The organism is Candidatus Zixiibacteriota bacterium (assembly GCA_017999435.1).
In the GTDB taxonomy this organism is placed as follows: Bacteria; Zixibacteria; MSB-5A5; order GN15; family FEB-12; genus JAGNLV01.
The window spans coordinates 140,526-165,269 of sequence record JAGNLV010000001.1 but is presented as its reverse complement, the minus strand read 5'-3'; the positions used below and the strand labels follow the sequence as shown (position 1 = coordinate 165,269).

The 24,744-nt window shown below is 64.6% G+C and carries 23 protein-coding genes; 22 read left to right on the top strand and 1 reads right to left on the bottom strand.

Going from position 1 to position 24,744, the window contains the following annotated elements:
• Positions 1-3: 3 nt before the first annotated feature.
• Positions 4-1,854: a glutamate mutase L gene (locus tag KA261_00720; GenBank protein ID MBP7696307.1), complete on the bottom strand. Its 1,851-nt coding sequence runs from the start codon at positions 1,852-1,854 to the stop codon at positions 4-6.
• Between the two features lie 431 nt (positions 1,855-2,285).
• On the opposite strand from KA261_00720, the gene KA261_00715 reads away from it, so the two are divergent.
• The 22 genes from KA261_00715 (at position 2,286) to KA261_00610 (ending at position 24,744) form a co-directional block, all read left to right on the top strand.
• A complete protein-coding gene (locus KA261_00715; GenBank protein ID MBP7696306.1) occupies positions 2,286-3,533 on the top strand; it encodes a fibronectin type III domain-containing protein in 1,248 nt (415 codons plus the stop codon).
• 2 nt (positions 3,534-3,535) lie between these two features.
• Positions 3,536-4,183: a hypothetical protein gene (locus tag KA261_00710; GenBank protein MBP7696305.1), complete on the top strand. Its 648-nt coding sequence runs from the start codon at positions 3,536-3,538 to the stop codon at positions 4,181-4,183.
• Positions 4,184-4,186: 3 nt separating this feature from the next.
• Entirely contained in the window at positions 4,187-5,197 is a 1,011-nt protein-coding gene (locus KA261_00705) for a hypothetical protein (protein ID MBP7696304.1), read from the top strand.
• A 9-nt stretch (positions 5,198-5,206) separates the two neighbouring features.
• On the top strand, positions 5,207-5,875 hold the full coding sequence (locus KA261_00700) for a hypothetical protein (protein ID MBP7696303.1): 669 nt from the start codon (positions 5,207-5,209) through the stop codon (positions 5,873-5,875).
• 83 nt (positions 5,876-5,958) lie between these two features.
• Positions 5,959-7,113: a fibronectin type III domain-containing protein gene (locus KA261_00695; protein ID MBP7696302.1), complete on the top strand. Its 1,155-nt coding sequence runs from the start codon at positions 5,959-5,961 to the stop codon at positions 7,111-7,113.
• Positions 7,110-7,784 carry a hypothetical protein gene (locus KA261_00690; protein ID MBP7696301.1) on the top strand — a complete coding sequence of 225 codons (675 nt, stop codon included), beginning with the start codon at positions 7,110-7,112 and terminating at the stop codon, positions 7,782-7,784. Before KA261_00695 ends, KA261_00690 begins: the two co-directional genes overlap by 4 nt.
• Complete coding sequence (locus KA261_00685) at positions 7,781-8,746, top strand: hypothetical protein (GenBank protein MBP7696300.1); 966 nt, start codon at positions 7,781-7,783, stop codon at positions 8,744-8,746. Before KA261_00690 ends, KA261_00685 begins: the two co-directional genes overlap by 4 nt.
• Before the next feature lie 98 nt (positions 8,747-8,844).
• Positions 8,845-9,555: a hypothetical protein gene (locus KA261_00680; protein MBP7696299.1), complete on the top strand. Its 711-nt coding sequence runs from the start codon at positions 8,845-8,847 to the stop codon at positions 9,553-9,555.
• A gap of 31 nt (positions 9,556-9,586) precedes the next feature.
• A complete protein-coding gene (locus tag KA261_00675) occupies positions 9,587-10,987 on the top strand; it encodes a hypothetical protein (GenBank protein ID MBP7696298.1) in 1,401 nt (466 codons plus the stop codon).
• Between the two features lie 16 nt (positions 10,988-11,003).
• A complete protein-coding gene (locus KA261_00670; GenBank protein MBP7696297.1) occupies positions 11,004-11,834 on the top strand; it encodes a hypothetical protein in 831 nt (276 codons plus the stop codon).
• A 10-nt stretch (positions 11,835-11,844) separates the two neighbouring features.
• Entirely contained in the window at positions 11,845-12,723 is an 879-nt protein-coding gene (locus tag KA261_00665; protein MBP7696296.1) for a hypothetical protein, read from the top strand.
• A 1-nt stretch (position 12,724) separates the two neighbouring features.
• Positions 12,725-13,564 carry a hypothetical protein gene (locus tag KA261_00660; GenBank protein ID MBP7696295.1) on the top strand — a complete coding sequence of 280 codons (840 nt, stop codon included), beginning with the start codon at positions 12,725-12,727 and terminating at the stop codon, positions 13,562-13,564.
• Positions 13,565-14,230: 666 nt separating this feature from the next.
• Positions 14,231-14,443, top strand: a complete 213-nt coding sequence (locus tag KA261_00655) for a hypothetical protein (GenBank protein MBP7696294.1) — start codon at positions 14,231-14,233, stop codon at positions 14,441-14,443.
• Positions 14,444-14,586: 143 nt separating this feature from the next.
• Positions 14,587-17,508, top strand: coding sequence for a pyruvate, phosphate dikinase (locus tag KA261_00650; protein MBP7696293.1), 2,922 nt, complete (start codon positions 14,587-14,589; stop codon positions 17,506-17,508).
• A 104-nt stretch (positions 17,509-17,612) separates the two neighbouring features.
• Entirely contained in the window at positions 17,613-19,724 is a 2,112-nt protein-coding gene (locus KA261_00645) for an acetate--CoA ligase family protein (GenBank protein MBP7696292.1), read from the top strand.
• Positions 19,725-19,833: 109 nt separating this feature from the next.
• Entirely contained in the window at positions 19,834-20,406 is a 573-nt protein-coding gene (locus KA261_00640) for a DUF3566 domain-containing protein (GenBank protein MBP7696291.1), read from the top strand.
• Between the two features lie 9 nt (positions 20,407-20,415).
• On the top strand, positions 20,416-21,870 hold the full coding sequence (locus KA261_00635) for a glutamate--tRNA ligase (protein MBP7696290.1): 1,455 nt from the start codon (positions 20,416-20,418) through the stop codon (positions 21,868-21,870).
• Positions 21,871-21,890: 20 nt separating this feature from the next.
• Positions 21,891-22,391, top strand: a complete 501-nt coding sequence (locus KA261_00630) for a ferritin family protein (GenBank protein ID MBP7696289.1) — start codon at positions 21,891-21,893, stop codon at positions 22,389-22,391.
• Between the two features lie 56 nt (positions 22,392-22,447).
• On the top strand, positions 22,448-22,633 hold the full coding sequence (locus KA261_00625) for a hypothetical protein (protein ID MBP7696288.1): 186 nt from the start codon (positions 22,448-22,450) through the stop codon (positions 22,631-22,633).
• Positions 22,634-22,650: 17 nt separating this feature from the next.
• A complete protein-coding gene (locus KA261_00620; protein ID MBP7696287.1) occupies positions 22,651-23,199 on the top strand; it encodes a redoxin domain-containing protein in 549 nt (182 codons plus the stop codon).
• A gap of 149 nt (positions 23,200-23,348) precedes the next feature.
• The gene (locus KA261_00615; protein ID MBP7696286.1) at positions 23,349-23,645 is read left to right on the top strand and encodes a redoxin domain-containing protein; all 297 of its coding nucleotides are present in this window, start codon (positions 23,349-23,351) and stop codon (positions 23,643-23,645) included.
• 22 nt (positions 23,646-23,667) lie between these two features.
• The gene (locus KA261_00610) at positions 23,668-24,744 is read left to right on the top strand and encodes an NAD(P)/FAD-dependent oxidoreductase (protein MBP7696285.1); all 1,077 of its coding nucleotides are present in this window, start codon (positions 23,668-23,670) and stop codon (positions 24,742-24,744) included.

Genomic DNA, 24,744 nt, shown 5'->3' with positions numbered 1-24,744 from the left:
AACTTACAGCTTGTCGGCCGGATAGATATCCAGCTCGATCATCCACTTCTTGAGGTTGCTGACGCGCTCGTCCTCGATCAGTTCGGACAGGTCGAACGGGCGGCCCCGGCCGTCGAGGATGATGCCGACAACGCCGCCGGAGAGGTCGGTCTCGAGCTTGTTGCCTTTGCCGGCGCCGACGTCGAATCCGCGCTCGGGCTCGAGCACGGCCCGGGCTTTGAGCGGCAGCCCGTCGGGACCCACGCCGAGCTCGAATTTCTTCATCTCGAGAGTGCTCAGCACGCCCGACACCTCGCCGGTCGGCAGCGAAATGCGGTACTTCATGACCGGTCCCGGCTTCTTGAACGTGCCGGCGGGCGCCACGCACGTGCCCAGGTGAATGAGACAGTCCTTCTCGAACACCTCGGTGGCCGCCTTCGGCTGGACCTCGGTGAGCACGCCGAGCTGCGGCATCATGAAGATCGAATCCACCGCCAGGCGGGTCACGCCCTCGGGCAGGAACGCATCGATGAGCATGAGGGCGGCCTGCTGCCGGCGCGGGGCGTGTGAGAGAACGCCCCCGGAGCCGATCAGCATGTTCAGCGTCATCATGTTGACGATCGTCTTGCCCGAGCCGGTCTGTTCAAAGGCATCGGCGATCGTCCGCTGCTGCTGCACGCCTTTCAGCACGGTGGCGAAGTTCTTGTGCTGGATGAAGGCCAGGCGCAGGGCTTCCTTGGCGATCGCCTGCTCGAATATGAGTTCCTCCATCGACTGGGGGATGGTGGTCGGACGGATCATCTTGTTCTTGACCCGGTTGCGCAGGTCGCGCTCGTCCATCCGGAACGGCACCCAGCGCATCACCATGGGGAGGGTCGCCTCGGCGAAGACATTGGAAATGGAGTAGGACATGCCGAGGTTAGCCGAAACCGTGCGGTTGAACACCCCGTCGCCCCCCTCGGGACGGAACACCGAGAAAACGTCGGTGGTGGCGCCGCCGATGTCGACGCCGACCGCCTCGATGCCGTACTGGTCGGCGATCGTCTTGATGATGAGGCCGACTGCGCCCGGCGTCGGCATGATCGGAGCGTCGCACCAGGACATGAGCTTTTTGTACCCCGGCGCCTGGGCCATGACGTGCTCCATGAACAACTCATGGATTTCCTCGCGGGCGGGACCGAGGTTCTCGCGCTCGAGGACGGGGCGGAGGTTGTCGACCGTCTTGAGGTCGACCTCCGCCGCGAGCGTGTCGGCGATGGCGTCGCGGGCGTCTTTGTTGCCGGCGTAGATTACGGGTAGCTTGTAGGAGGAGCCGAGCCGGGGCCGGGGATCGGCGGCGGAGATGAGCTCGGCCAGTTCCACGACGTGGGTCGTCGTGCCCCCGTCGATGCCGCCCGAGAGCAGGATCATGTCGGGGCGGAGGTGGCGGATGCGCTCGATCTGCTGGTGGGGAAGGCGTTTGTCGTTGGACGCGATTACGTCCATGACGATTGCGCCCGCGCCCAGAGCCGCGCGCTCGGCCGACTCGGCGGTCATGGACCGCACCACGCCCGCCACCATCATCTGCAGCCCGCCGCCGGCCGAGGAGGTGGAGATGTAGATGTCGGTGCCGACGTCCCCCTGGGCCGGTGTGATGAAGCGGCCGTTATCGTCCAGCAGCTTGCGCCCCGAGAGCTCCTCCACTTCGGCCACGGCGTTGAGAACCCCCATGGTGACGTCCTCGAAGGGGGCTTCGACCGTAGTCGGGGCCTCACCGCGGGTGGTGAGACGATACTCCCCGTCGATGTACTGAATGAGGATTGCTTTCGTAGTGGTGGATCCGCAGTCGGTGGCAACGATGATTCTAATGTCCTCGGGATTGTCAAATTTCGCCATCGAGAGTACCTATCTTTCTCGCCAATATGTCCCTTCGGTTCTTGCGGACACGCCGCCGGACGGGTGCGAAAGAGCACACCGAGGCCCGGCCCGTGTCAAGATCGTCAGTATAACACGGCGGCGACGGGGATGTAAAGAGCGATTTTTGAAGGCGTCGGTGGGGTGTGCGGAGAGCGCCCGGGATTGCGCGAGGGTACTTTTCGCTTGACTCCGCCTGCCGGCCGGGCTAGATTCAACGCTAATTGTGTGCCCCAGCGCCGGCGCGCTGCCCGGATGCCGGCGGCAGCCGGTTCAACCGTTCGACCGGGTCGTGTGCCCGCGGGGCCTCGTCCGCGGGTCGATTTGCACCGTCAGCCCGAAGGGAGCCAAGATTGCCCGTTCGCCCCACACGCCCTCTCTGGATCTTTCCTCCGGTTTTCCCTCTCGCTCTGGTGTTTGCTCTGGTCCTGACGGCCTCCGCCCCGGCGCCGGCCATCGCCCAAGCGCTTTCCGACTCCTCGGCGACGGATTCCGTCACGGTCGGGGCCGATGGGGCGGTGACCGCGCTGCGGCCGGCCCCGCCGGGCAGTATCGAGGCGAAAGACACGCCGAATGACGCGGGCGGGTCGATCACGGTCCGCTGGGTGCTGTCGCCCGACGATGCGGCGGGCGGGGTGACGGCCTACCGTGTGCTGCGGGCCGAGGCCCAGGACGGGAGACCGGGGGAGTTTACCGAAATCGGCGGCGCGACGGCCGGGCAGGATCTGTACCAGGACGGCAATGTGAGCGATGACCGGCAGTATTTCTACAAGGTCGTCGCGGCTAACACGGTCCGGCTCAACGGGGCGACGCTGGCGGTGGCGGAGGCCGAGTCGGCGCCGGTCGGGCCGGTGCGGTCGTCGGCCCAGTGGTTCAATCTCGGCCGCATCAACGTCTTTGTCGGCGTGCTGCTCCTGTCGGGCTTCATCGTCTACTACATCCGGCGCGCGCAGGCCGGCAAGCGGCTCTTCATTCGGAAAATCGCCGGGCTGGAGGCGGTCGACGAGGCCGTCGGCCGGGCCACCGAGATGGGCAAAAAGATATTCTACGTCCCGGGCATCTCCGACATGGACAATGTCCAGACGATCGCCGCGGTGACCATCCTCAGCCGGGTGGCCGAGATGTCGGCCCAGTACGAAGCGCGGCTGGACGTGCCGGTGGCCCGCTCGCTGGTGATGGTGACGAGCAAGGAGGTGGTCAAGGAGGCCTATCTGAAAGCGGGCCGCCCGGACTCCTTCCACGAGGATCAGGTGCACTACCTGACCGACGACCAATTCGGCTACGCCGCGGGGATCGACGGCATGGTGACGCGCGAGCGGCCGGCGACCATTTTCTACATGGGGCAGTTCTTCGCCGAATCGCTGGTCCTCGCCGAGACCGGCAATTCGATCGGCGCGATCCAGATTGCGGGCACGGCCGAACCGGCCCAGTTACCCTTCTTCGTCGCCTCCTGCGACTATACCCTGATCGGGGAAGAGTTGTTCGCCGCCTCGGCCTACCTCTCGCGCGAGCCCCGGCTGCTGGGATCGCTCAAGGGGCAGGATATCGGCAAGGCCATCATCCTCATCGCCCTCATCATCGGCCTCCTCCTCGAGACCTTCGGCAACCCGCTCTTCGGGTGGGACTGGCATTTCTCCAACCTGTTCAGCACCGGGGAGTGATCATGCGCCGGGAAGTACCGCTCGTCATCACCTTCGTTGTCGGCCTCGTCTTCGTCGTCCAGTACTTCATCCCCCACTTTCCCTTCAACCGGCTGGAGGGGTGGTTCTCGGAGTGGTTTTCCATTGTCGGGGCTTTTGCGATCTGGCTGGGGGCGCTCAACCTGATGAAGCTGTCGATCCAGTCGGTGGCGCGGCGACGGGGCGACTGGTGGTACTCGGTTGTGGTCATTGCCTCGTTCCTGCTCGTCGCCGTCATCGGCTTCTCCGCCGGCTCCGACTACCGCGACCCGGGGACGTCGTTCGACTGGCTCTACGTAAACATCTACAACCCGCTCTCGTCGACGATGTACGCTATCCTGGCGTTCTTCGTCGCCTCGGCCTCGTACCGGGCGTTTCGCGCCCGCAATCTCGAAGCGACCCTCCTGCTGGTCGCGGCTTTCCTGGTCATGCTCGGGCGGGTGCCGGTGGGGGATGTGCTCACCGGTTTTCTGCCGGAGGGCTGGCGGGCGTCGGCCTGGGCCGACGCCATTATGACGTACCCGCAGACGGCGGGTCAGCGGGCCATCATGATCGGCATCGCCCTCGGAATCGTCTCCACCGCGCTCCGGATCATCCTCGGGATCGAGCGGGCGCACCTGGGGGGAGACTGATCTATGAGCACGCGTTTCAAGGAGATTCTCGTGCTGACGGTGCTGGCGGCTGCGGCGGTCATCGTGTACCTCGGCCGGGGCGCCGGGCGGCTGGGGGCGGTGTCGTTTTCGCCTCTCGTGTCGACCATCATTATGGTTCTGATCGGGCTGGCCCTCCTCTACATCCTCGTCCGGACAATCCGCGGCCGACTGGTCGACCGGCGCATTGTTTTCTTGTTTGTCGGCCTGGCCGTGCTGCTGCCGCTGTTCATGTCGCTCGAGCAGCGGATGACGATCTCGCCGGAGGTGCGGCAGGTGTACGATGCGGTAGGGGAGCTGCCGGCGGGATCGCGGGTGCTGGTGTCGTTCGACTACGATCCGGCCAGCGCGCCGGAGCTGCAGCCGATGGCCGAGGCCTTTCTCTACCTCGCCTTCCAGCGGGATCTCAAGGTCGTGATCATGGGCCTCTGGCCGCAGGGGCCTCAGCAGGCGAACCAGGCGCTCGCGAAGGTGCTCGCGAGGCCGGAGATCGCGGCCAAACACCTCGAGTACGGCGTCGACTATCTGAATTTTGGCTACCAGGTGGGCAATGAATTCGTCATCCAGCGCATGGGTTCGAGCTTCCAGTCCATGTTCCCGCGCGATATGTCGGGGCGGGCCTACGGCGACCTTCCGCTCGTGCGCAACGTGAAGAACTTCTCGAATGTCGACTACGCCTTCAATCTCTCGGCCGGCTACCCCGGCACCCAGGAGTGGGTGCTCGTGGCGGTGGGGAAATTCGGCTTGCGGATGGGTGCGGGCAACACCGCCGTGCAGGCGCCGCAAATGTACCCGTACTGGAATACCGGGCAGTTGATCGGGCTCATGGGCGGCATGAGCGGCGCCGCGCAGTTTGAGCTGCTCGCCGGCTACGAGGGCAAAGGCACCCGCTACATGCTCTCCCAGTCGTTCGCCCACGTCGTCGTGATCGGCTTCATTCTCATCGGCAACGCCGCCTTCTTCCTCGGCGGGCGGAAACCGCAACGGAAAGGTTGAGCGGGCAGCATGGATCACTTCGCTCTCTGGCTCGGCGCGTTTCTCACTCTCGGGATCGTCTCCTTCCTCTACCGGGACAACCCGTGGTACAAGCTCTGCGAGGCGATCTTCATCGGTATTTCCGCCGGTTACTGGTTCGTGGTCTCCTTCTGGGAGAGCCTCTACCGGGTGCTGATTGTGGGGCTGTTCCCGCTTCAGGAAGTCAACCAGGCGGGCGAATCGATCACCCGCGAGCCGAACTACTGGTTGCTCGTGGGGGGCGTCCTGGGCCTGCTCATGCTCATGCGGCTGGTCCCGAAGGTGGGCTGGATTTCCCGCTGGCCGCTGGCCTTCATCGTCGGCGCCACCTCCGGCCTCTATATGATGATCTTCTTCTCCTCGAACATCATGGAGCAGGTGCGTGGCACTATCCGGCCCCTCTTCGGGCCCGACTTCGCCGCGTCGGCCGGCGACATCATCGGCAGCACCGTGGTTGCGGTCGGGACGATCGCCGGGCTCGTGTACTTCTTTTTCAGCAAGGAACACCGGGGCGCGTTCGGAGTCGCCGCGCGCCTGGGAATTCTGTTTCTCATGGTCACGTTCGGCGCCTCCTTCGGCTATACGGTGATGAGCCGTATGTCGCTGCTGATCGGACGGATCGACTTCCTCTTCGGAGACTGGTTGGTGTTGATACGCTAGTGCCACTCGGGAACACGACATCAGCACCGCACGGTCGCTCCTGCCTGTTCTTGCTCGCCCTGGGCCTCATAGCGGCCGGGTCCGTGTACGGACAAGTACCCGATCGTGCGGCCGGGCCGGGCACAGGCGCACCCGTCGCGCCCCCCACGTCGGTGCTGGCGAGCGATCACGAGTACGACGATGGCGAGCGGCTGGATCTCACCTGGGTGCCGTCGATCGACGACCGGCTGGGGGACGGCGAGGTGCAGGGGTACATCATTTACCGCCAGGCGGCCCAGGGTTCGTTCGACTCCGTCGCGTCTGTCCCGTCGCAGACGAACGCCTACGCCGATGAGGGGCTGGCACGCGGGACCGCGTACCGATATATCGTCGCGGCCCTGTCGCGCGGCGACACGGCGGCCTCGGCGCCGACCGAGGCCGTGGCGCCCGACCGGGAGTGGATCAACTTCGGGCGCAAGTGGCTGTTCCTGCTGGCCCTCGTGATCGGCGGCGCGGTCGTGTATTTCATTCAGGCGGCCAAAGCCGGCCGCCGGCTGTTCATCCGGCCGATCGCGGGGTTGGAAGCGGTCGACGAGGCGATCGGCCGGGCGACCGAAATGGGGCGGCCCATCCTCTACATTCCCGGTATCCAGGACATGGACGACGTGCAGACGCTGGCGGCAATCACCATTCTCGGCCGGGTGGCCCGCCAGGTGGCCGACTACGACACCAAGATCCGGATGCCGGTCTCGCGGTCGCTGGTGATGACGGCCGGGCGCGAGACCATCAAAGCCGGCTACCAGGCAGCCGGCCGTCCGGACGGCTACAGCGACGAGATGGTGCAGTATATCACCGACGAGCAGTTCGGGTACGTTGCGGCGGTGGACGGCATCATGGTGCGGGAGAAACCGGCGACCGTGTTTCTCCTCGGGGCGTTCTTTGCCGAGTCGCTCATCCTGGCGGAGGCGGGCAACTCGGTCGGGGCGATCCAGATCGCCGGGACGGCCCGCCCTGCGCAACTGCCCTTCTTTGTCGCCGCCTGCGATTTCACCCTCATCGGCGAGGAGCTGTTCGCCGCCTCCGCCTACCTGTCCGGGGAGCCGAAAGCGTTGGGATCGCTCAAGGGGCAGGACGTGGGGAAAGGGATTGCGCTGGCCGCGATTTTGGTCGGCGTGGCCGCGGCCACGCTCGCCGGTCTGGGAAGTGAAACCGCCGACGCCGTCTGGCGCTGGCTCACGAAGGTGTTTTCGACGATATGAGACGCGAAGTACCGCTGTTCATCACGTTCTTTATCGGGATGCTGCTCATTTTCGCCGTGTTCATCCCGCCGATTGAGAACCTCGGCGAGGACTTCACGGTCTTCTTCGATATCATCGCCGTGTTCGCGTTCTTTCTGGGCGGCGGGAACCTGCTGCGCGTGCACGTGACGAAGCTGTCGCGCCGCCAGACCGACTGGGGCTATTCGATCGTCACCCTGGGCGGATTCCTCGGGATGCTGGTGATCGGGCTGTTCAAGCTCGGGAACCCGGGAGGAATCGCCGCCGCGCCGACCGAATCCGGGTCGCTGTTTCAGCTCATTTTCGACTATGTCCTCGTGCCGCTGGGGGCGACGATGTACTCGCTTTTGGCTTTCTTTGTCGCCTCGGCCTCGTACCGGGCGTTCCGGGCGAAGAACCGCGAGGCGACGATACTGCTGGTCGCGGCGACGATCATCCTGATCGGGCGGACGCCCTTCGGGATGTACCTGACGTCGTGGATGCCCGAGTCGCTGTCGGTGCTCGAGATCCCCAACCTGGCCATGTGGATCATGAACGCGCCGAATCTCGCGGGACAGCGGGCGATCATGATCGGGATCGGGCTGGGCGTGGTGGCCATGTCGCTGCGCATCATCCTCGGGATTGAACGCTCGTACCTCGGGGAGGAGCGATGACGGTGTTTCCGTGGCTGACGGCGCCCCTGGTGGCGGCGGCCGATATCGGCCGGGCCGTGTCGCTGCTGGTGATCGGCGGCGGGCTCCTCTGGCTCTTTGTCCGCAGCTTTCAGGGGAAAGAGGTCGGGCGGCGCGTGATTTTCATCTTTATCTTCCTCGCCGTCGCCGCCCCGCTTCTGTTTCCGATTACGTTCACGGAGAAAGCGACGCCGGTGGTGAAGCGGCTGTACGACAAGTTGGAGAGCATCCCCGCGGGCGCGCATATCCTGATCTCGTTCGATTTTGACCCGGCCATGGCGCCCGAAGTGCAGCCGATGGCGAACGCGATCACGCGCCACGCGATGCTGCGCGGACACAAAGTGATCTTCATGTCGCTCTGGGCCACCGGGCAGGCGCTCATGACGCAGACTCTCGAGAACGTCATCGCGCGCGAGTTCCCCGACAAGCGGCCCGGGGAGGACTACGTCGTGCTCGGTTACAAAGCGGGCAACGAGGGCGTGCTCAACGTGATCGTCACCGACCTGAAGAAGATGTTCCCGACCGACATCGACAACCGGCCGTACAGCGACATCCCCGTCCTCGAGGGGGTCAAATCGGTGCGGGACGTCGAACTGGTCATTTCCATCGGCGGCGGCAAGCCCGGGGTGAAGGAGTGGATCCTGTTTGTCGGCGACCCGGGCGGGGTGCCGATCGCGGGCGGGGTCGCGGCCGTGGTGGCGCCGGAGATTTACCCGTACTATCCCAAGCAGATTGTCGGCATTCTCGGCGGCGTCAAAGGGGCGGCCGAGTATGAGTCGGAACTGGCGCACAACTACCGCGACCGGCTGGCGGGGATGGACACGCCGGGGCTGCGCATGATGGGGCCGCAGACGCTCTCGCACATGGTCATCATCGCCTTCATTCTGATCGGCAACTTCTCATTCTTCATGGCGCGGCGGAAGAGCCGGGGGCAGGGCGCATGAGGCGGCCGGCGGTTCTCGTGCTCGCGGCGGTCGTGCTGCTCTGCGCCGTCAGTTGGGCGGTCAAGGCGACCGGACTGCGCGGCGCCGAGGAGCACTACATCCGGCAGGGACTGCTCGTCACCGTGGCTGCTTTCCTCACGCTGGCGATCCTGTCGTTCCTGTACAAGGACAACCCGTTCTACAAGTTCGCCGAGCACCTCTTCGTCGGGGTCTCGGCGGCCTTCTGGATGTCGATGGGCTTCTGGTCGACGATCGTGGGGAATCTCGTGCCCCGCGTGTCGGAGACGCTGTCGCGGTTCTTCGAAGTGCCCTATGACCCGGAGGCCCGCAACCTCTTCTACCTGCTGCCGGTGGTGCTGGGCATTCTCCTGCTGCTCCGGCTGTCGCGCAAAGCCGGCTGGATCTCGCGCTGGCCGCTGGCGTTCATTGTCGGCACGACCGCGGGGTTCAATTTTGTCCGGTACCTCCGCTCCGATTTCATCGAGCAGGTGTCCTCGACGTTCGTGCCGCTGGTGGTCGACTGGCAGGGGGCGGGCCACTTCCTCAGCAATCTCTCGCTCTCCGCGACCAGCCAGCTGGTGTTGATGGCGGCCAACTGGGTGGTCTTCCTGGGGGTCGTCTGCGGCCTGATCTACTTTTTCTTCAGCAAGGAGCACCGGGGGGCGTTCGGGGCCGCGTCGCGGGTGGGAATCTGGATTCTCATGATTACGTTCGGGGCGTCGTTTGGTTATACTGTGATGGGCCGAATATCGCTGCTGGTCGGCCGGGTGACGTTTCTGTTCGACCAGTGGCTCGGATTGATTGGATGACACAAGAGGCACTCTCAACGAGGAGAGAGGTATGAAGCTTAGATGGCTATTGGCGCTGGGACTGGCGGTTGTCCTTGCGGGCCCGGCGTTCGGGCAGGAGGCCGCGCCGGCCGATACGGCGCTTGCCAGCCCGCCCGCCGCCGCGATTGCGGCGCCGGCGCCGCCGGTCAACGTGCGGGCCGTCGACAAGCCGAACGATCACGGCCACGCGGTCGTGCTCACGTGGGACTTGTCGGCTGACGACGGCGGTGGGGCCGGCTCAGTGCTGGGCTACGAAATGTATCGATGGGTGCCCTATCTCGTCGACACACTGGCGACCATCCGCACGGCCGCGGAGGCGGTGCGCACGCAGATCGCCGAGGGCGGCGGGGGCCTGGGCCACCGGCGCGATTCGCTCCGCGAGGCGTATCTCGAAACCGTGGACCGGCTCCGGGCGGCCTACGCGGGCTATCCCGCCGGCGGCGAATTCCGGACCTGGGACGGGGCGGTGGCGCCCGCGGGGACCAGGACCTTCACCCACACCGGAAACAAGGACGAGTGGGACGACGCCTTCGTCCCCGATCACACAGATTTCTACTACCGGGTGGATGCGGTGACGGCCGACCCGCTGGTGCGGGCCTCGTCCGCCGTGGTCGGACCGGTGCAGAGCGCCGGGCAGTGGTTCAACACGGGGAAGGTGGCGGTGCTGATCGCGGTGCTGCTCTTCGGCGCGCTCATCGTGATCCTTGTGGACCGGGCGCGGCGCGGCGCGGACCTCTACGTGCGGCCGCTGGCGGGGATCGAGGCGGTCGATGACGCCATCGGGCGGGCCACCGAGATGGGACGTCCGATCCTCTACGTGCTCGGGCTCGGGACGGCGGCGGACGTGGCGACCATCGCGTCCTTCACTGTCCTCGGCCGGGTGGCCAAGCGGGTGGCCGAATACCAGACCTCGCTCAACGTGCCGACCTACGACCCGATCGTCATGTCGGTGGCCCAGGAGGTGGTCAAGTCGGCCTATCTCGATGCCGGCCGGCCCGACGACTACAAGGAAGACATCGTTCACTTCGTCACCCAGTCGCAGTTCGCCTACGTGGCGGCGGTGAACGGGATCATGATGCGCGAGCGGCCCGCCACCAACGTCTACATGGGGAAGTTCTACGCCGAGTCGCTGATTCTCGCGGAGACCGGGGCGCTGGCGGGCTCGATCCAGATTTCGGGGACCGACGAGATCGCGCAGATACCCTTCTTCATCGTCGCCTGCGACTACACTCTCATCGGCGAAGAGCTCTACGCCGCCTCGGCCTACCTCGGGCGCGAACCGGTGCTGCTCGGCTCGCTCAAGGCCCAGGATTACATGAAAGCGGCCGTGATTGTCCTGGCGATCATCGGCCTGTTCGCCACCAACCTCGGCTGGGCCGCGTTCCGCACGTGGTTCAACGTCGGCAACTGACGGGAGGACTGCGAGTATGAAACGACAAATTCCCTTCCTGCTGGTCTTCCTGTTCGCGCTCTTCCAGGTGGTCCAGTATTTCGTGCCCCACGAGTCTTTCGAGTGGCTGTACGAGTTCTTCCTCGACTGGATTTACATCATCGGCATTTTCGCGCTGGCTTTGGGAATCTGGTCGCTCTTCCGCGTGTCGGTGGACCGGATCCGCAGCAAGCGCCCCTTCTGGGGGTACAACTACCTGACGCTCATCGGCCTGTTCCTGATGATCTCGTTCGGGTTCGTCGGGAAAGAGGCGGGTGCCCAGTCGTGGGGAACCTACTGGCTGTGGCTCATTCTGTTTACGGTGCTCCTGTTGGCCCTGATCCAGATCGGGGCGACGGGCGACGCCGGCCGGAAGAAGCTCTACGCCCTGGTGGCCCTCGTCCTGGTCGTGGTCGAGTTCCTGCTGCCGGCGCTGGACAAGAACTGGGGGTTCTTCTTCTACACTCAGGAAGGACTGACCAACCCGATGTTCCGGCACTTCTTCGACTACGTGATGATGCCGATTTTGGCGACGATGTTCGCGCTGCTCGCGTTCTTCATCGCCTCGGCGGCCTACCGGGCGTTCCGGGCGCGCAACCTGATGGCGACGCTGCTGCTGCTGGCCGCGCTCATCGTCATGGTGCGTTTCAACCCCTACCTGCCGTTCGCCGCGGAGACCGGGTTCTACTCCAAGCTGTCGAACTGGCTCATGAATGTGCCGAACCAGGCCGCGCAGCGGGCGATCCTGATCGGGATCGGCCTGGGCATCGTCTCGACGTCGATCAAAGTCATGCTCGGCATCGAACGCGGCTACATGGGGAGAGGGTGAGGAGGACGCCATGAGTATATTTGAGAAGCTGATGAAGCTGGACCGGCGCTGGGTCTTCCTCTTCCTCGTCGTCGTGTGCGTGGTCGCCTACGCGATGCCGTTCACGGTGCCGATTCTGGTCGAGCCGGAAGTGAGGAGCATTTTCGATTTTGTCGAGCAGCTGAAGCCCGGCGCGATCATTTTCATCGCGATCGACTACGATCCGAACAGCCTGGCCGAACTGCACCCCATGGCCTACGCCATGATCGAGCAGGCCTGGCGCCAGAAGAAGAGGATCATCTTCACCGCGCTCTCGCAGAACGGCCCGGGGATGGCCGACCAGTTGATCCGCGACGTGAGCGACTCGCTCAAAGTGGAGAAGGAGTACAACGGCGTGGTCTATCCGCCCCGCGAAATCGTCAACGGGATCGACTACGCCTTCCTCGGCTACAAGCCCTACTACGGACTGGTGATCCTCGGCATGGGGCAGGACTTCCGCATTCCTTTCCCCTCCGACTACTACGGGACGCCGCTGGACTCGCTGCCCATGATGCAGGGGGTGATCAACTACGGACAGGTCGACCTGGTCGTGGACCTGTCCAGCGGAAACATCACCGACGCCTGGATCAACTACGGGCAGGGACGGTTCGGGTTCCCGCTCGCCCTGGGGCTGACGGGCGTGTCGACCGCCCAATACTACCCGTACCTCGGTTCCGGCCAGGTGCTCGGGATCATGGGCGGGCTGCTCGGGGCGGCCCAGTACGAGTATCTGGCGGACAACCCGGGCCGGGCGATGGACGGCATGAAAGTACAGCTCTGGGCCCACATCGTCATCATCCTCTTCATCGTCATGGGCAACGTCGGGTTCTTCGCCAGCCGCCGTCGCCAGAAGCGGGAAGGAGGCCAGTAAGATGGATTTCGGGACTTTCCTCTGGTTCACCGGCGGCGTGTTTCTGACGCTGGCGACCTTCAGCTTCCTGTACAAGGACAACCCGTTCTACAAGGTGGCTGAACACATCGTCGTGGGCGTCTCGGCCGGGTACTTCGTGATCATTCTCTGGCACAACGGGCTGGTGCCGAAACTGTTCCAGCCGCTGTCGGACGGCAGCGTGTACCTCGCTTTTCTCGACTCCACCCAATGGTACCGCATCATCCCGGCCCTCCTCGGCGTGATGATGTGGACGCGTTTCTCGAAGAACTATCAGTGGGTGTCGCGCTGGCCGATGTCGATGTACATCGGTATTGCGGTCGGCGTCTCCATTCCGCTCGATCTCGGAAACCGGGTGATCCGCCAGCTTCAGGCGACCATGTACGACTTCAAGTGGGACACCTGGGGCGACTTCATCGGCAGCTCCAACCTGTTCTACGTGCTGGATCCGTTCAGCGGGCTGTCGCAGGTGATCATCGCAGTCGGATCGATTGCGGGGCTGACCTACTTCTTCTTTTCGAAAGCCCACACCGGGGTGTTCGGGCGGGTCGCGACCTTCGGCATCTGGATTCTGATGATCGGGTTCGGCGCCTCGTTCGGATTCACCGTGATGGCGCGTATTTCGCTGTTCATTAACCGCGTGCAGGATGTCGACAGTTGGCGCAAAGTCGGCTGGAACGCGGGGGAAACACCCATCGAGGGGTACTCGGCCTGGTACCAGCTGGTGGGTTGGCTGCTGGTGGCGGTCGTGGTGGCCTATATCGTAAATGAGATACGGCTGTATTTGAAGAGCCGGAATCAGGTCGCCGGGCCGCAGGTTTGAGCGGACCGACCGGGTGACGATTAATCCCGCCGGGTCTATAACCGGCGGGATTTCTTTTTTCTTTGAGGGTTGCAATTTTTCGATAGTTTTTTGTTGATTTGAGTTTATGGAATTATACTGTTGGGGCTGAAGCTATTGGTCTGCATGGAACTTTTCGGGGTTGTTTAACGCATCGCATGACCGACAGACGGAGTTTGAGGCAGGCGACAATGACCAGGCAGTGTATGTTGAAAATTCCGGACGCTGCAGTTAGCGTACTGTCGCACAGGGGCTTCCGCCGGGTCGCGACAATACGCGTAACAGGCGCCGGGAAAGGAGGTTGTAGAAGAAGAGAAAACGGGATTTGTCAAGTCATTATGTAAATGAAGATTACCGAAAAATATTTCGCGTCTTCGGAAAAAAATGCTTGACATACAGTAAGGATTTCCTATCATCCCTGTGGAGGAGCCAAGCGCGACCGGAGTGGAGCCCGGAAGCGCATCGTCCGTTACGAAAAGGGTAGCCACTACAACACAGGGAAAGTGAGGTAGGAACGTGGCTCGGCCTCGCATAACGACTGTAGCCAATCCCGTCGCGCATTCGACTACCGCTCCCGAGAACGGGGAGACCAGAACAAAGCTTTCCACGGCCGAGGCGCGCCGAGAGTATCAGCGACGGTACTACCAGATGCACAAGGAGAAGGCGAAGGAGTATCAGCGCCAGTACAATCTGAAGCACAAGAAGAAAGCGCGCGGCGGTCGCGGGAAAGCCAATTCTCTCTGCCCGCGCGAGGTGGTGCGCACGACTTTCAACAGCTCGGACATCATGCATGCGCCCGCCGAGAAAGCGGCGCGCATTCTCGACAAGATCATCAAGGGCGAACGTCTCTTCACGATGTAGCGCCGCGATGGCGCTCTCGACAGGTTTCAGGCGGCCGGAACTCACGTTAAGTTTCGGCCGCCTTTTGTGTTGCGCCGATGGAGATTTTTGTATAGATTCGCACAAATTTTCACAACGCGATTCGTTGGCGAAAGGGACATTCTATGCCAGCTAAGAAGGCGGCCAAGAAGACGGTGAAGCAGACGGCCAAACAAGCCTCCAAGAAGGATGCGGGTCGGAAGACGGCGCGGCCGACTCCGAGCGAGAAAACGCCGAAAAAGATCGCCCCGCCGAAAGATGCGGGCGGTCTGAAAAAAACGGCGCACAAACCGGCGCCGGCGGCCAAAAGACCGGCCGGAAAGAACGTCGCCGTGTCGGCCAAAATCGCCGAGGCCGTGGCGAAGGGGAAATTCTACTACTACTTCGGGGACGGCAAGGCGGACGGCAGCGCCGACATGAAGGCTTTGCTGGGGGGCAAAGGCGCAAACCTGGCCGAGATGAGCCGGGCCGGAGTGCCCGTGCCGCCCGGGTTCACGATCACCACCGAGGTGTGCAACCTCTACTACGATAACAACCTGCAGGTGCCCGGCCCGATCGACGCCGACCTCGAGAAACACGTCGGCATGATCGAAAAATCGGTCGGCAAGGAATTCGGCAACCCGGCCGATCCGCTCCTGGTCTCGGTGCGCTCGGGGGCGAAGTTCTCCATGCCGGGGATGATGGATACCGTCCTCAACCTCGGACTCAACGCCGAGACAGTCGAAGGTCTGGCGAAAAAAACGGGCAGCCAGCGGTTCGCGCTCGACGTTTACCGGCGGTTCATCGCGATGTTCGGCAACGTCGTCCTGGGCATCGACAAGAGCGAGTTCGAGCAGGTGATCGACAAGAAGAAGAAAGAGCGCCGGATCAAGCAGGATTCATCGCTGCAGGAAGGGGACCTGCGGGACATTATCAAGAAGTTCAAACACATCTGCCGGCGGAAATCCGGCGAGGAGTTCCCCGAGGATCCGTGGCAGCAACTGCGCATGGCGCGCGACGCCGTGTTCCGCAGCTGGAACAACCCGCGCGCGATCTCTTACCGGCGGATGCACGATATCCCGTCGGATCTCGGCACGGCCGTGAACATTCAGGCCATGGTGTTCGGGAACATGGGGAACAACTCTGCGACCGGGGTGGGGTTCACGCGCAATCCCGCCACCGGGACGAAGGAGTTCTACGGCGAGTATCTCGTGAACGCGCAGGGAGAGGACGTGGTGGCCGGCATCCGCACGCCCCAGCCGATCGTCCAGCTCAAGGAGGAGATGCCGCAGGCCTACAAGCATCTCGTGGAAATCACCACCCGGCTGGAGAAGCACTACCGCGACGTGCAGGATTTCGAGTTCACGATCGAGGAGGGGAAGCTGTATATGCTCCAGACGCGCAACGGCAAGCGGACGGTGCAGGCGGCGATCAAGATCGCGGTGGACATGGTCAAAGAGAAGCTGATCACCAAGGAGGAGGCGCTCGAGCGGGTCGAGCCGAGCAGCCTCGACCAGCTCCTCCACCCGCGGCTTGACCCGAGAGCCTCGTACGAGGTGCTGGCGAAGGGTCTGCCGGCCTCGCCGGGCGCGGCCTCGGGGAAGGTGTATTTCACGGCCGAGGACGTGGTCAGGCACGGCGAGAAGACGCCTGCGATCCTCGTGCGCGAGGAGACGAACCCGGACGATATCGAGGGCATGAATGTCGCGGCCGGTATCCTCACGGCGCGCGGCGGCATGACCTCGCACGCGGCCGTGGTCGCCCGCGGCATGGGAAAGTGCTGCGTCTCCGGGGCCGAGGCGATCCGCGTCAACCCGGCCAAGAAGCAGTTCCAGGTGGGCAAACTCGCGATCAAAGAGGGGGAGATCATCACCCTCAACGGGACCACGGGCGAGGTGATCCTCGGCGAGGTGCCGACGATCGAGCCGGAGCTGTCGGGCGAATTCAGCGAGTTCATGCTCTGGGCCGATGAGATCCGCCGGCTGAAAGTGCGGACCAACGCCGACACGCCGCGCGACGCCGCGCAGGCGATCAAGTTCGGCGCCGAGGGTATCGGCCTGTGCCGCACCGAACACATGTTCTTCGCCGAGGACCGCATTCCCATCGTGCAGGAGATGATCCTCGCCGAAACCCCCGAGGAACGCCAGGCGGCCCTGGACAAACTGGTGCGCTTCCAGAAGAAGGACTTCAAGGAAATCTTCGACGCCATGCAGGGGAAACCGGTGACCGTGCGGACGCTCGATCCGCCGCTGCACGAGTTCCTGCCCAACCGCGACGAGGTCAAGGCGAAGATCGCCAAACTCGAGCCGAAGGACGAGGAGTACGACGAGAAGCTGGCCCGGCTCGAGCGCGTGATCGCGCGCATCAACGAGCTCGCCGAGACCAACCCCATGCTCGGGTTCCGCGGCTGCCGGCTCGGCATCCTGTTCCCCGAAATCACCGAGATGCAGGTGCGGGCGATCATGGAGGCGGCGTGCGAGTTGGCGCGCCAGAAGAAAGCGGTGCTGCCCGAGATCATGATCCCGCTGGTGGGACACGTCAACGAGCTGCGCAACCAGAAGGAGGTCGTGCTCCGGGTGGCCAACGAGGTGGTCAACAAGTACAAGGTCAAGGACCTGACCTACCTCGTGGGCACGATGATCGAGGTGCCGCGGGCGGCCCTGACGGCCGACCAGATCGCCGCCGAGGCCGACTTCTTCAGCTTCGGCACCAACGACCTCACCCAGATGACGATGGGGTTCTCGCGCGACGACGCCGGACGGTTCCTGCGCCACTATGTCGACAGCGGAATCCTGCCGAAGGATCCGTTCGTGTCGCTCGACCAGCAGGGCGTCGGGCAGCTCGTGCGCCTGGGGGTCGAGCGCGGCCGCCGGACCAAGCCCGATCTGAAAATCGGGATCTGCGGCGAGCACGGCGGCGATCCGGCCTCCATCCACTTCTGCAACGAGGTCGGTATGAACTATGTCTCCTGCTCCCCCTTCCGGGTGCCGATCGCGCGGCTGGCGGCCGCCCAGGCGACGCTCCAGGAGCAGAAGGGGAAGGGGAAAGGCCGCACCGGGACCGAGTAGGACGGCGAGGCGTTCCGGCGGCCCCACGGCGGCCGGGACACAAACCAGACGAGACCGGCCGGCGGCGCGGCAGCGCGTCCCGGCCGGTCAGAGTATGAGGCGGTATGAAACGCGCGCTCGATGCGATCTTTCGGCCCAAATCGGTGGCGGTCATCGGGGCCTCCACGCGGCCCGGCACGATCGGCCGCGAAACCCTCCACAACATCCTCGTCGCCGAATTCAACGGCAAGGTCTTCCCGGTCAACCCGAAAGCGCCCGTGATCCACTCGATCAAGGCCTACTCGACCATTCTCGACGTGCCGGACTCGGTCGATCTCGCCATTGTGATCGTGCCCAAGGAATTCGTCGCCGAGGTCGCACGCCAGTGCGGCGAAAAAGGGGTCAAAGGGCTGGTCGTCATCTCCGCCGGTTTCTCCGAGACCGGCCGGGAGGGGAAGAAACGGGAAATGGAGCTCGTGCGCGTCGTCCAGGACTACGGCATGCGCATGGTCGGACCGAACTGTTTCGGCATCGTCAACACCAGCCCGGAGGTGAATCTCAACGCCACTTTCGGGAAGGTGTTTCCGAAACGGGGCCGGGTCGGCTTCATCACCCAGTCGGGGGCGATGGGGGAGGCGATCATGAACCACGCCCGCGAGCTCGGGATCGGGTTCTCGCTGGTCGCCTCGATCGGCAACAAGGCCGACATCTCCTCGAACGACATCCTCGAGTATTTCCGCGATGATCCGGACACGGACATCATCCTCATGTACCTGGAGAATTTCGGCAACCCGCGGCACTTCACGCTGATCGCCCGGGAGTTGTCGCGGACGAAGCCGATCGTGGCGGTGAAATCGGGGCGGACGACGCTCGGCGCCAAGGCGGCCTCGTCGCACACCGGCGCCCTGGCCGGGCTCGACGTGGGTGTGGACGCGCTCTTCGACCAGACCGGCGTGATGCGCGTCGACACGGTGGAGGAGCTGTTCGACGTGGCGAAGGCGCTGTCGATGCAGCCGGTGCCGCAGGGGAACCGGGTGGCGGTGGTGACCAACGCCGGCGGCCCGGGGATTCTCGCCACCGACGCCCTGATCAACAACGGGATGGAGATGCCGCCGCTGTCGCCCGAGACGGTGAAGCGGCTGCGGCAGTTCAGTTCCGAGGACGCGTCGTTCGCCAACCCGATGGACATGGTGGCCGGGGCCGGTCCCGAGCAGTTCCGCAGGACGCTCGGCGCCATCATCACCGACAAGCGCTACGACAGCATCATCCCCATCTTCGTCCCGCCGGTGACGATCGACGAACTCGAGGTGGCGCGGAGCATCCAGGAGGCGGTGGCCGGGACGAAGAAGACGGTGCTCGCCTGTTTCATGGGGGCCAGCCGCAATTCGGCCGGCATCGAACACCTCCGCAGCCACGGCATCCCCGTCTACATCTACCCCGAGGCGATCGCGAAGACGCTGGCGACGGTGAGCCACTACCGCCGGCGCATGAATGCCCCCCGGGGGAAAGTCCGGACCTTCGAGGTTGACCCGGACCGGGTGCAGGCGGTCATCGAGCGGGCGCGCACGGAAAGCCGCACGACAATCGTGGGTGCGGAGGCGATCGAGATTTTGTGCGCCTACGGCATCCCGGCGGCCGAGTACCGCTTCGCCAGCAGCGAGCGAGAGGCGGCCGCGATTGCGAAAGGGATGGGGCTGCCGGTGGTGATGAAGGTGGCGGCGCCGGCGATTCTCCACAAGACTGAGGTCGGCGGCGTGATGCTCGACCTGCGCACCGAACGAGAGGTGCGCGACGCGTTCCGCGAACTCCGCAAACGGGTCGCGGCCGAGCGCGCCGCGGGCGAGACGTTCGCGGTGGCCCTCCAGCAAATGGTGGCGGGCGGGGTCGAGACGGTTATGGGCATGACCACCGATCCCTCGTTCGGGCCCCTCATCATGTTCGGACTGGGCGGGATCTACGTGGAAATCATGAAAGACGTCGCCTTCCGGATCAACCCGCTCACGACCGCAGATGTGCGCGACATGATGCGCTCGCTGAAGTCCTACCCGCTCCTGAAAGGGTACCGTGGGGCCCCGCCGGTCGATCTGGCGACGGTCGAGGACACGCTGCTGAAGGTGTCGCAGCTGGTGAAGGATTTCGACGCCTTCAGCGAAGTCGACATCAACCCCTTCATCGCCTCGCCGGAGCGCGCGCGGTGCAAGGCGGTGGATGCGCGGTTCATCATGAAAGAGGGCTGAGGGCCGGATTATCGCTTGAATTTCCGCACCGGCGGCGTATCTTGGCACCACCCCCGGCGGCGACCCGCCGTCCGGGGCGGAGAAGGGTGGGAACACCCGGGAGGACGCGATGAAACTGGAGCTGAAAGCGGTCTCGGTCTGGACGGCGGTCAAGATCGGTTTTTTCCTGAACCTGATCATGGGATTCATCATGGGCCTGGTGGCGGCCCTCTTTATGGCCCCGCTCATGGCGGTGATGTCGACGATGATGCCGGCGGGAGCCGGCGGCTCGGAGTTCGCGGCCATGCCGGTGGGACTCCTCCTGGTGATTCTGCCGATCGGGTACGCGATTTTCGGGGCGGTGTTCGGGACCATCACCTTCGCCATCGGCGCGGGCGTGTACAATGTCACCGCCCGCATTCTGGGCGGGCTGGAAATCACGTACACGGTGGTGGAGTGGGGGGATCCGAGCGGCGCGGCGCAAGCGCCGCCGCCGTTCCCGCGCTATCCCGCACCCGCGCCGCCCTATCCGGCCTATCCGCCGCCCACCGGGCGGCCGGGACCCTACTCCGGCTCGCCGATGCCGCCCCCGCCGCCGCCTCCGGAGGCGCGCCCGGAGCCCCAGGCGCCGCACCGGCCGCTCCCTGAGGCGCCCCCGCCGGGCGGACCTCCCGAGGAACCCGAGAAACCGACCCAGCCGTAGATGCCGGAAATGACCGATCGATCCATTCGCGTACGCATCGCCCCGTCGCCGACGGGCTACCTCCACGTGGGGACGGCCCGGACGGCCATTTTCAACTGGCTGTTTGCTCGGCACTCCGGCGGGAAGTTCCTCGTGCGTATCGAGGACACCGACCAGGCGCGGTCGCAGGCGGATCTGATCGCGCCCATTCTCGACGCCATGCGCTGGCTGGGACTGCAATGGGACGAGGCGATCACGTACCAGTCGCAGCGGCTCGACACCTACAACGCCTGCGCGCGGCGCATTCTCGAGCTGGGCCGCGGGTACCGCTGTTTCTGCACGCCCGCGGAACTCGAGCGGGGACGGGAGGAGGCCAAGGCGCGCAAGCAGCCGCTCCGCTACGACCGGCGCTGCCTGCGGCTGCCGCCGGACGAGATCGCGCGGCGCGTGGCGGCGGGCATGCCCTACGCGATCCGCATTCTCGTGCCGGAGGGGGAGACGCGTTTCCACGACCTCGTGCTCGGCGACCTTGGCCGGCACAGCGACGATATCGAGGACATGGTGATCGCGCGCTCGGATGGGTCGGCCACCTACAATCTCGCGGTGGTGGTCGACGATCACGAAATGGGGATCACCCATGTGATCCGGGGAAACGACCACGTCACGAACACCTTCAAGCAAATCCACGTGTACCGGGCGCTGGGGTGGGAGATTCCGCAGTTCGGACACCTGCCGCTGATTCTCCGCCCGGACAAGAAGAAAGTCTCGAAGCGGCTGGGGGACAAGGACGTCAACCAGTACAGCCGTGAGGGAATCCTGCCGGAGGCGATGTTCAACTACCTGTGCCTGCTCGGGTGGAATCCCAAGACCGACCGCGAGATCTATACCCGGGAGGAGCTGATCGCGCTGTTCACGCCGGCCTACTTCAACGCCTCGAACGCCGTCTTCGACGAGGAAAAGCTCGAGGCCTTCAACCGCGAACACCTCCTCCGCCGGAGCAATCACGACCTGGCCACGATGGCGGCCCCGCTGCTGGTCGAGGCCGGGCTCACCACCAAGTATTGGCTCGAGACGCGCTGGAAATATCTCTGCGAGGTGGTCGGGCTGCTCAAGGACCGGGTGCGGCGGGTGACCGATTTCGCGGCCCTCGGCGGGTACTTCTTCGCGTTCGACTACCGCTACGACGCGGCGGCGGCGGCGAAGCATTTTCACGGGGGGGCGGCCGACCTGCTGGCCCGCCTAGCCGACCAGCTCGAACCGCTCGCGGAGCTGACGGCCGACAACTGCGAGCGGGCGGTGGAGGCGGCGGCCGCTGCGGCGGGGGTGAAGAAGGCGAGCGTCATACACCCGACGCGGCTGGCGATTTCGGGGATGCCGGCCGGGCCGGGGCTGTACGAGATCATGGCGCTCCTGGGTCGCTCGGCGGTTCTCGAGCGCCTGCGCAAGGCCATTGATTATATTCACGCAACGCCCGGGGCCTCATGAGAGGCCCGGAAAGGGGCCATATGGCGAAGACCAAAGAGTACATCGCCGAGACGCTCAAGAAGGCGATCAAGGGAGAAGAGGACGGCTACACGTTCTACGATCTCCTCATGGAGCGGGCGACCAACCCGGACGCCAAGCGGAAACTGAAGAACCTCCGGGACGACGAGGTGCGCCACAAGCACACGCTCGTGGAGATTTTCCACAAGCACATCGGACCGGAGATCGGCGACCTGCCGCCGAAGGGGATCAACGCCCTGGCCCAGGTGTTCCGCAAGGGACGGCTGGAGGAACGCAAGAGCGAGATGGAATTCATCAATCTCGCCATCGAGGCGGAGCTGGCGGCGACCCGGTACTACCAGACGGAGCGGGACTTGGTGGACGATCCGGAATTTCGCGAGGTTTTCGACAGCCTGGCCGAGGAGGAGCACCGGCACTACGAACTGCTCCAGGCGGAAAAGGACGCGATTTCCGGGAACTACTTCTGGTTCGGTCTCGACGATACGTCGCCGCTGGAACACTGACGGCGCGGCGCCGGGACCACGCCGCCGGGTGAGGCGGCGGTGACGGTGAGGAACGTATGCAGTGGGAGTGTGTCATCTGCGGGCTTATCCACGAGGACGATGAGCCGCCGCCCGTGTGCCCCGTCTGCGGCGCCCCGGGCAGCCGGTTCACCGAACGGTACGAACCGGAAGATGAGCTTGATGAAGCCCGAGAGGAGGACGAGGGGGACGATGATGACGAGTACTACGGCGAATTTCAGTGACCGCAGGACGGCGAACGATGGCGGCGCCTGAGCGCGTAAAGACCCGGACCAGAACCCTGGAGGTCGGTGACGAGGCCCCCGATTTCACGCTGCCCACCCACAACGAGGGCGACCTCAACCTGGCGTGGTACGAGGGGCGGCGGATCGTGGTGCTGGCCTTCTACCCGGGGGACTGGACGCCCGTGTGCGCGACCCAGATCCCGGAGTACCAGGGGTTGATCGACGAGTTCGCGCGGTACGAGGCGCAGTTGCTGGCGATCTCGGTGGACTCCCGCCCCTGCCACCTGGCCTGGGCGCGCTCCCTCGGCGGGCTGTCGTTTCCCCTGATGTCCGATTTCTGGCCGCACGGCGGCGTGGCCGAAAAGTACGGCGTGCTCTCCGAACGGGGCTTCGCCGAGCGCGCGGTAGTCGTGATCGACAAGCGCGGCATCATCCGCTACATCGAGGTGGTCCCTTCATCGGAACTGCCCGACAACGGCAAGCTCTTTCGGTGTCTCGCGGAGTTGAAGCGCGAAGACGAGAGCGCCGCGGCGGCCGGCGACCGGGGCGCGGGGGAGGACCGCTGAAGAGCGCGTTGATCCCGGTGGGCGGTGCCGCGCCGCCGTTCGACCTGCCCGCCTCGAGTGGCGGCCGGCTGGGAACCGAGGCCCTGGCCGGACGGTTTGCGGTGATAGTGTTTTACCCGAAGAACAACACGCCCGGGTGAAACCACCAATTGGCCGGTCTGGAAGACCGGCGGGCGGATTTCGAGAGGCACGGAGCGCGGGTCCTGGCGGTCAATCCGGCGACCCTCGCGGAACACCGCCAGTGGGCGCTCCTGCTGGGACTGCACTTCCCGATCCTGTCGGATGCCGACTGGCGGGTGACGCGGGCGTTCGGCTGCAAGACGCCCTTTCTCCTGGTCGTGCGGCGGACGGTGTATGCGCTCGGGCGGGACGGACGGGTGGTCTTCGCCGCGCGGGGGCACGCCGCCTGGGACGAAGTGGAGGCGGCGATCCGGGCGGCGGAGTAAGGGACAAGGCCGGCAAGAGGATATGAGCGAACACGAAGCAAGACACGACTCGCGCGACATCTACGATGTGTCGTTTATCGGGGCCGGGCCGGTGGCCATGTACGGGATGTACTACGCCGGGCTGCGCATGATGCGGGCCAAGGCTATCGACATGCTCGAAGAAGTGGGGGGCGGCCTCATGGCGCTCTACCCCGAGAAATACATCTACGACGTGGCCGGGTTCCCGAAAGTGCTGGCCAAGGATCTCGTGCGGCAGTTCGAGGCCCAGGCGGCGCAGTACCCGACCAACACTTTCTGTCTCGGAGAGAAAGTCACCGAGGTGACGCGCGAGGGGGACGGCGTGTTCCGGCTCACCACCGACCGGCAGGCGCACTACACGCGCACCGTAGTCGTGTGCGCCGGGCTCGGAGCGTACATCCCCAAACGGATGGACGTGCCGAACGTGGAAAAACTCGAGGGCCGCGGCGTCTATTACTTCTGCCGGCGGCTGCGCGATTTTGCGGACAAGGACGTGCTCATTGTCGGCGGTGGCGACGCGGCGTTCGACTACTCCATGATGCTCGGACCGGTGGCCCGGTCGGTCACTCACATCCACCGCAACTCGTTCTTCTCCGCCCACGAGGATTCGGTGCGCAAGGTGAAAAACTCCCGGGTCCGGCTGCTCTACCCGTTCTGGGAGCTGAAAGAGCTGCGCGGGGAGGACTGGGTGGAGGGGGCGACCATTGTGCAGACCCGGACCGGCCACGAGGAGCGCTTGGCGGTCGACGCGGTCGTGCTCAACATCGGTTTCCTCACCAACCTCGGACCGATCGAGGGGTGGGGGCTGGAACTGGACAAAAACGCCATTCGGGTGGACACCCGAATGCGTACCAATGTAGAAGGTATTTACGCGGCCGGAGATATCGTGACGTACGAGGGGAAGCTGAAGCTGATCTCGACCGGCTGCGGCGAGGTCGCGATCGCGGTCAACAACGCGAAAGCGTACCTCGACCCGCGGGCCAAAGTCAGCCCGGGGCATTCGACGGAGAAACATGAGGTGGTGATGCGCAAGCTGCAGCAGCGGCAGCAGCAGAGCCGCGGGGAAGAGGATCGGGAGTAG

What these genes read in the sequence shown, in the direction of transcription:
- KA261_00720 (MBP7696307.1), bottom strand. Translation starts at nt 1,854, where the DNA reads ATGGCGAAATTTGACAATCCCGAGGACATTAGAATCATCGTTGCCACC.
- KA261_00710 (MBP7696305.1), top strand. Translation starts at nt 3,536, where the DNA reads ATGCGCCGGGAAGTACCGCTCGTCATCACCTTCGTTGTCGGCCTCGTC.
- KA261_00705 (MBP7696304.1), top strand. Translation starts at nt 4,187, where the DNA reads ATGAGCACGCGTTTCAAGGAGATTCTCGTGCTGACGGTGCTGGCGGCT.
- KA261_00700 (MBP7696303.1), top strand. Translation starts at nt 5,207, where the DNA reads ATGGATCACTTCGCTCTCTGGCTCGGCGCGTTTCTCACTCTCGGGATC.
- KA261_00690 (MBP7696301.1), top strand. Translation starts at nt 7,110, where the DNA reads ATGAGACGCGAAGTACCGCTGTTCATCACGTTCTTTATCGGGATGCTG.
- KA261_00685 (MBP7696300.1), top strand. Translation starts at nt 7,781, where the DNA reads ATGACGGTGTTTCCGTGGCTGACGGCGCCCCTGGTGGCGGCGGCCGAT.
- KA261_00675 (MBP7696298.1), top strand. Translation starts at nt 9,587, where the DNA reads ATGAAGCTTAGATGGCTATTGGCGCTGGGACTGGCGGTTGTCCTTGCG.
- KA261_00670 (MBP7696297.1), top strand. Translation starts at nt 11,004, where the DNA reads ATGAAACGACAAATTCCCTTCCTGCTGGTCTTCCTGTTCGCGCTCTTC.
- KA261_00665 (MBP7696296.1), top strand. Translation starts at nt 11,845, where the DNA reads ATGAGTATATTTGAGAAGCTGATGAAGCTGGACCGGCGCTGGGTCTTC.
- KA261_00660 (MBP7696295.1), top strand. Translation starts at nt 12,725, where the DNA reads ATGGATTTCGGGACTTTCCTCTGGTTCACCGGCGGCGTGTTTCTGACG.
- KA261_00655 (MBP7696294.1), top strand. Translation starts at nt 14,231, where the DNA reads ATGCACAAGGAGAAGGCGAAGGAGTATCAGCGCCAGTACAATCTGAAG.
- KA261_00650 (MBP7696293.1), top strand. Translation starts at nt 14,587, where the DNA reads ATGCCAGCTAAGAAGGCGGCCAAGAAGACGGTGAAGCAGACGGCCAAA.
- KA261_00645 (MBP7696292.1), top strand. Translation starts at nt 17,613, where the DNA reads ATGAAACGCGCGCTCGATGCGATCTTTCGGCCCAAATCGGTGGCGGTC.
- KA261_00640 (MBP7696291.1), top strand. Translation starts at nt 19,834, where the DNA reads ATGAAACTGGAGCTGAAAGCGGTCTCGGTCTGGACGGCGGTCAAGATC.
- KA261_00635 (MBP7696290.1), top strand. Translation starts at nt 20,416, where the DNA reads ATGACCGATCGATCCATTCGCGTACGCATCGCCCCGTCGCCGACGGGC.
- KA261_00630 (MBP7696289.1), top strand. Translation starts at nt 21,891, where the DNA reads ATGGCGAAGACCAAAGAGTACATCGCCGAGACGCTCAAGAAGGCGATC.
- KA261_00625 (MBP7696288.1), top strand. Translation starts at nt 22,448, where the DNA reads ATGCAGTGGGAGTGTGTCATCTGCGGGCTTATCCACGAGGACGATGAG.
- KA261_00620 (MBP7696287.1), top strand. Translation starts at nt 22,651, where the DNA reads ATGGCGGCGCCTGAGCGCGTAAAGACCCGGACCAGAACCCTGGAGGTC.
- KA261_00610 (MBP7696285.1), top strand. Translation starts at nt 23,668, where the DNA reads ATGAGCGAACACGAAGCAAGACACGACTCGCGCGACATCTACGATGTG.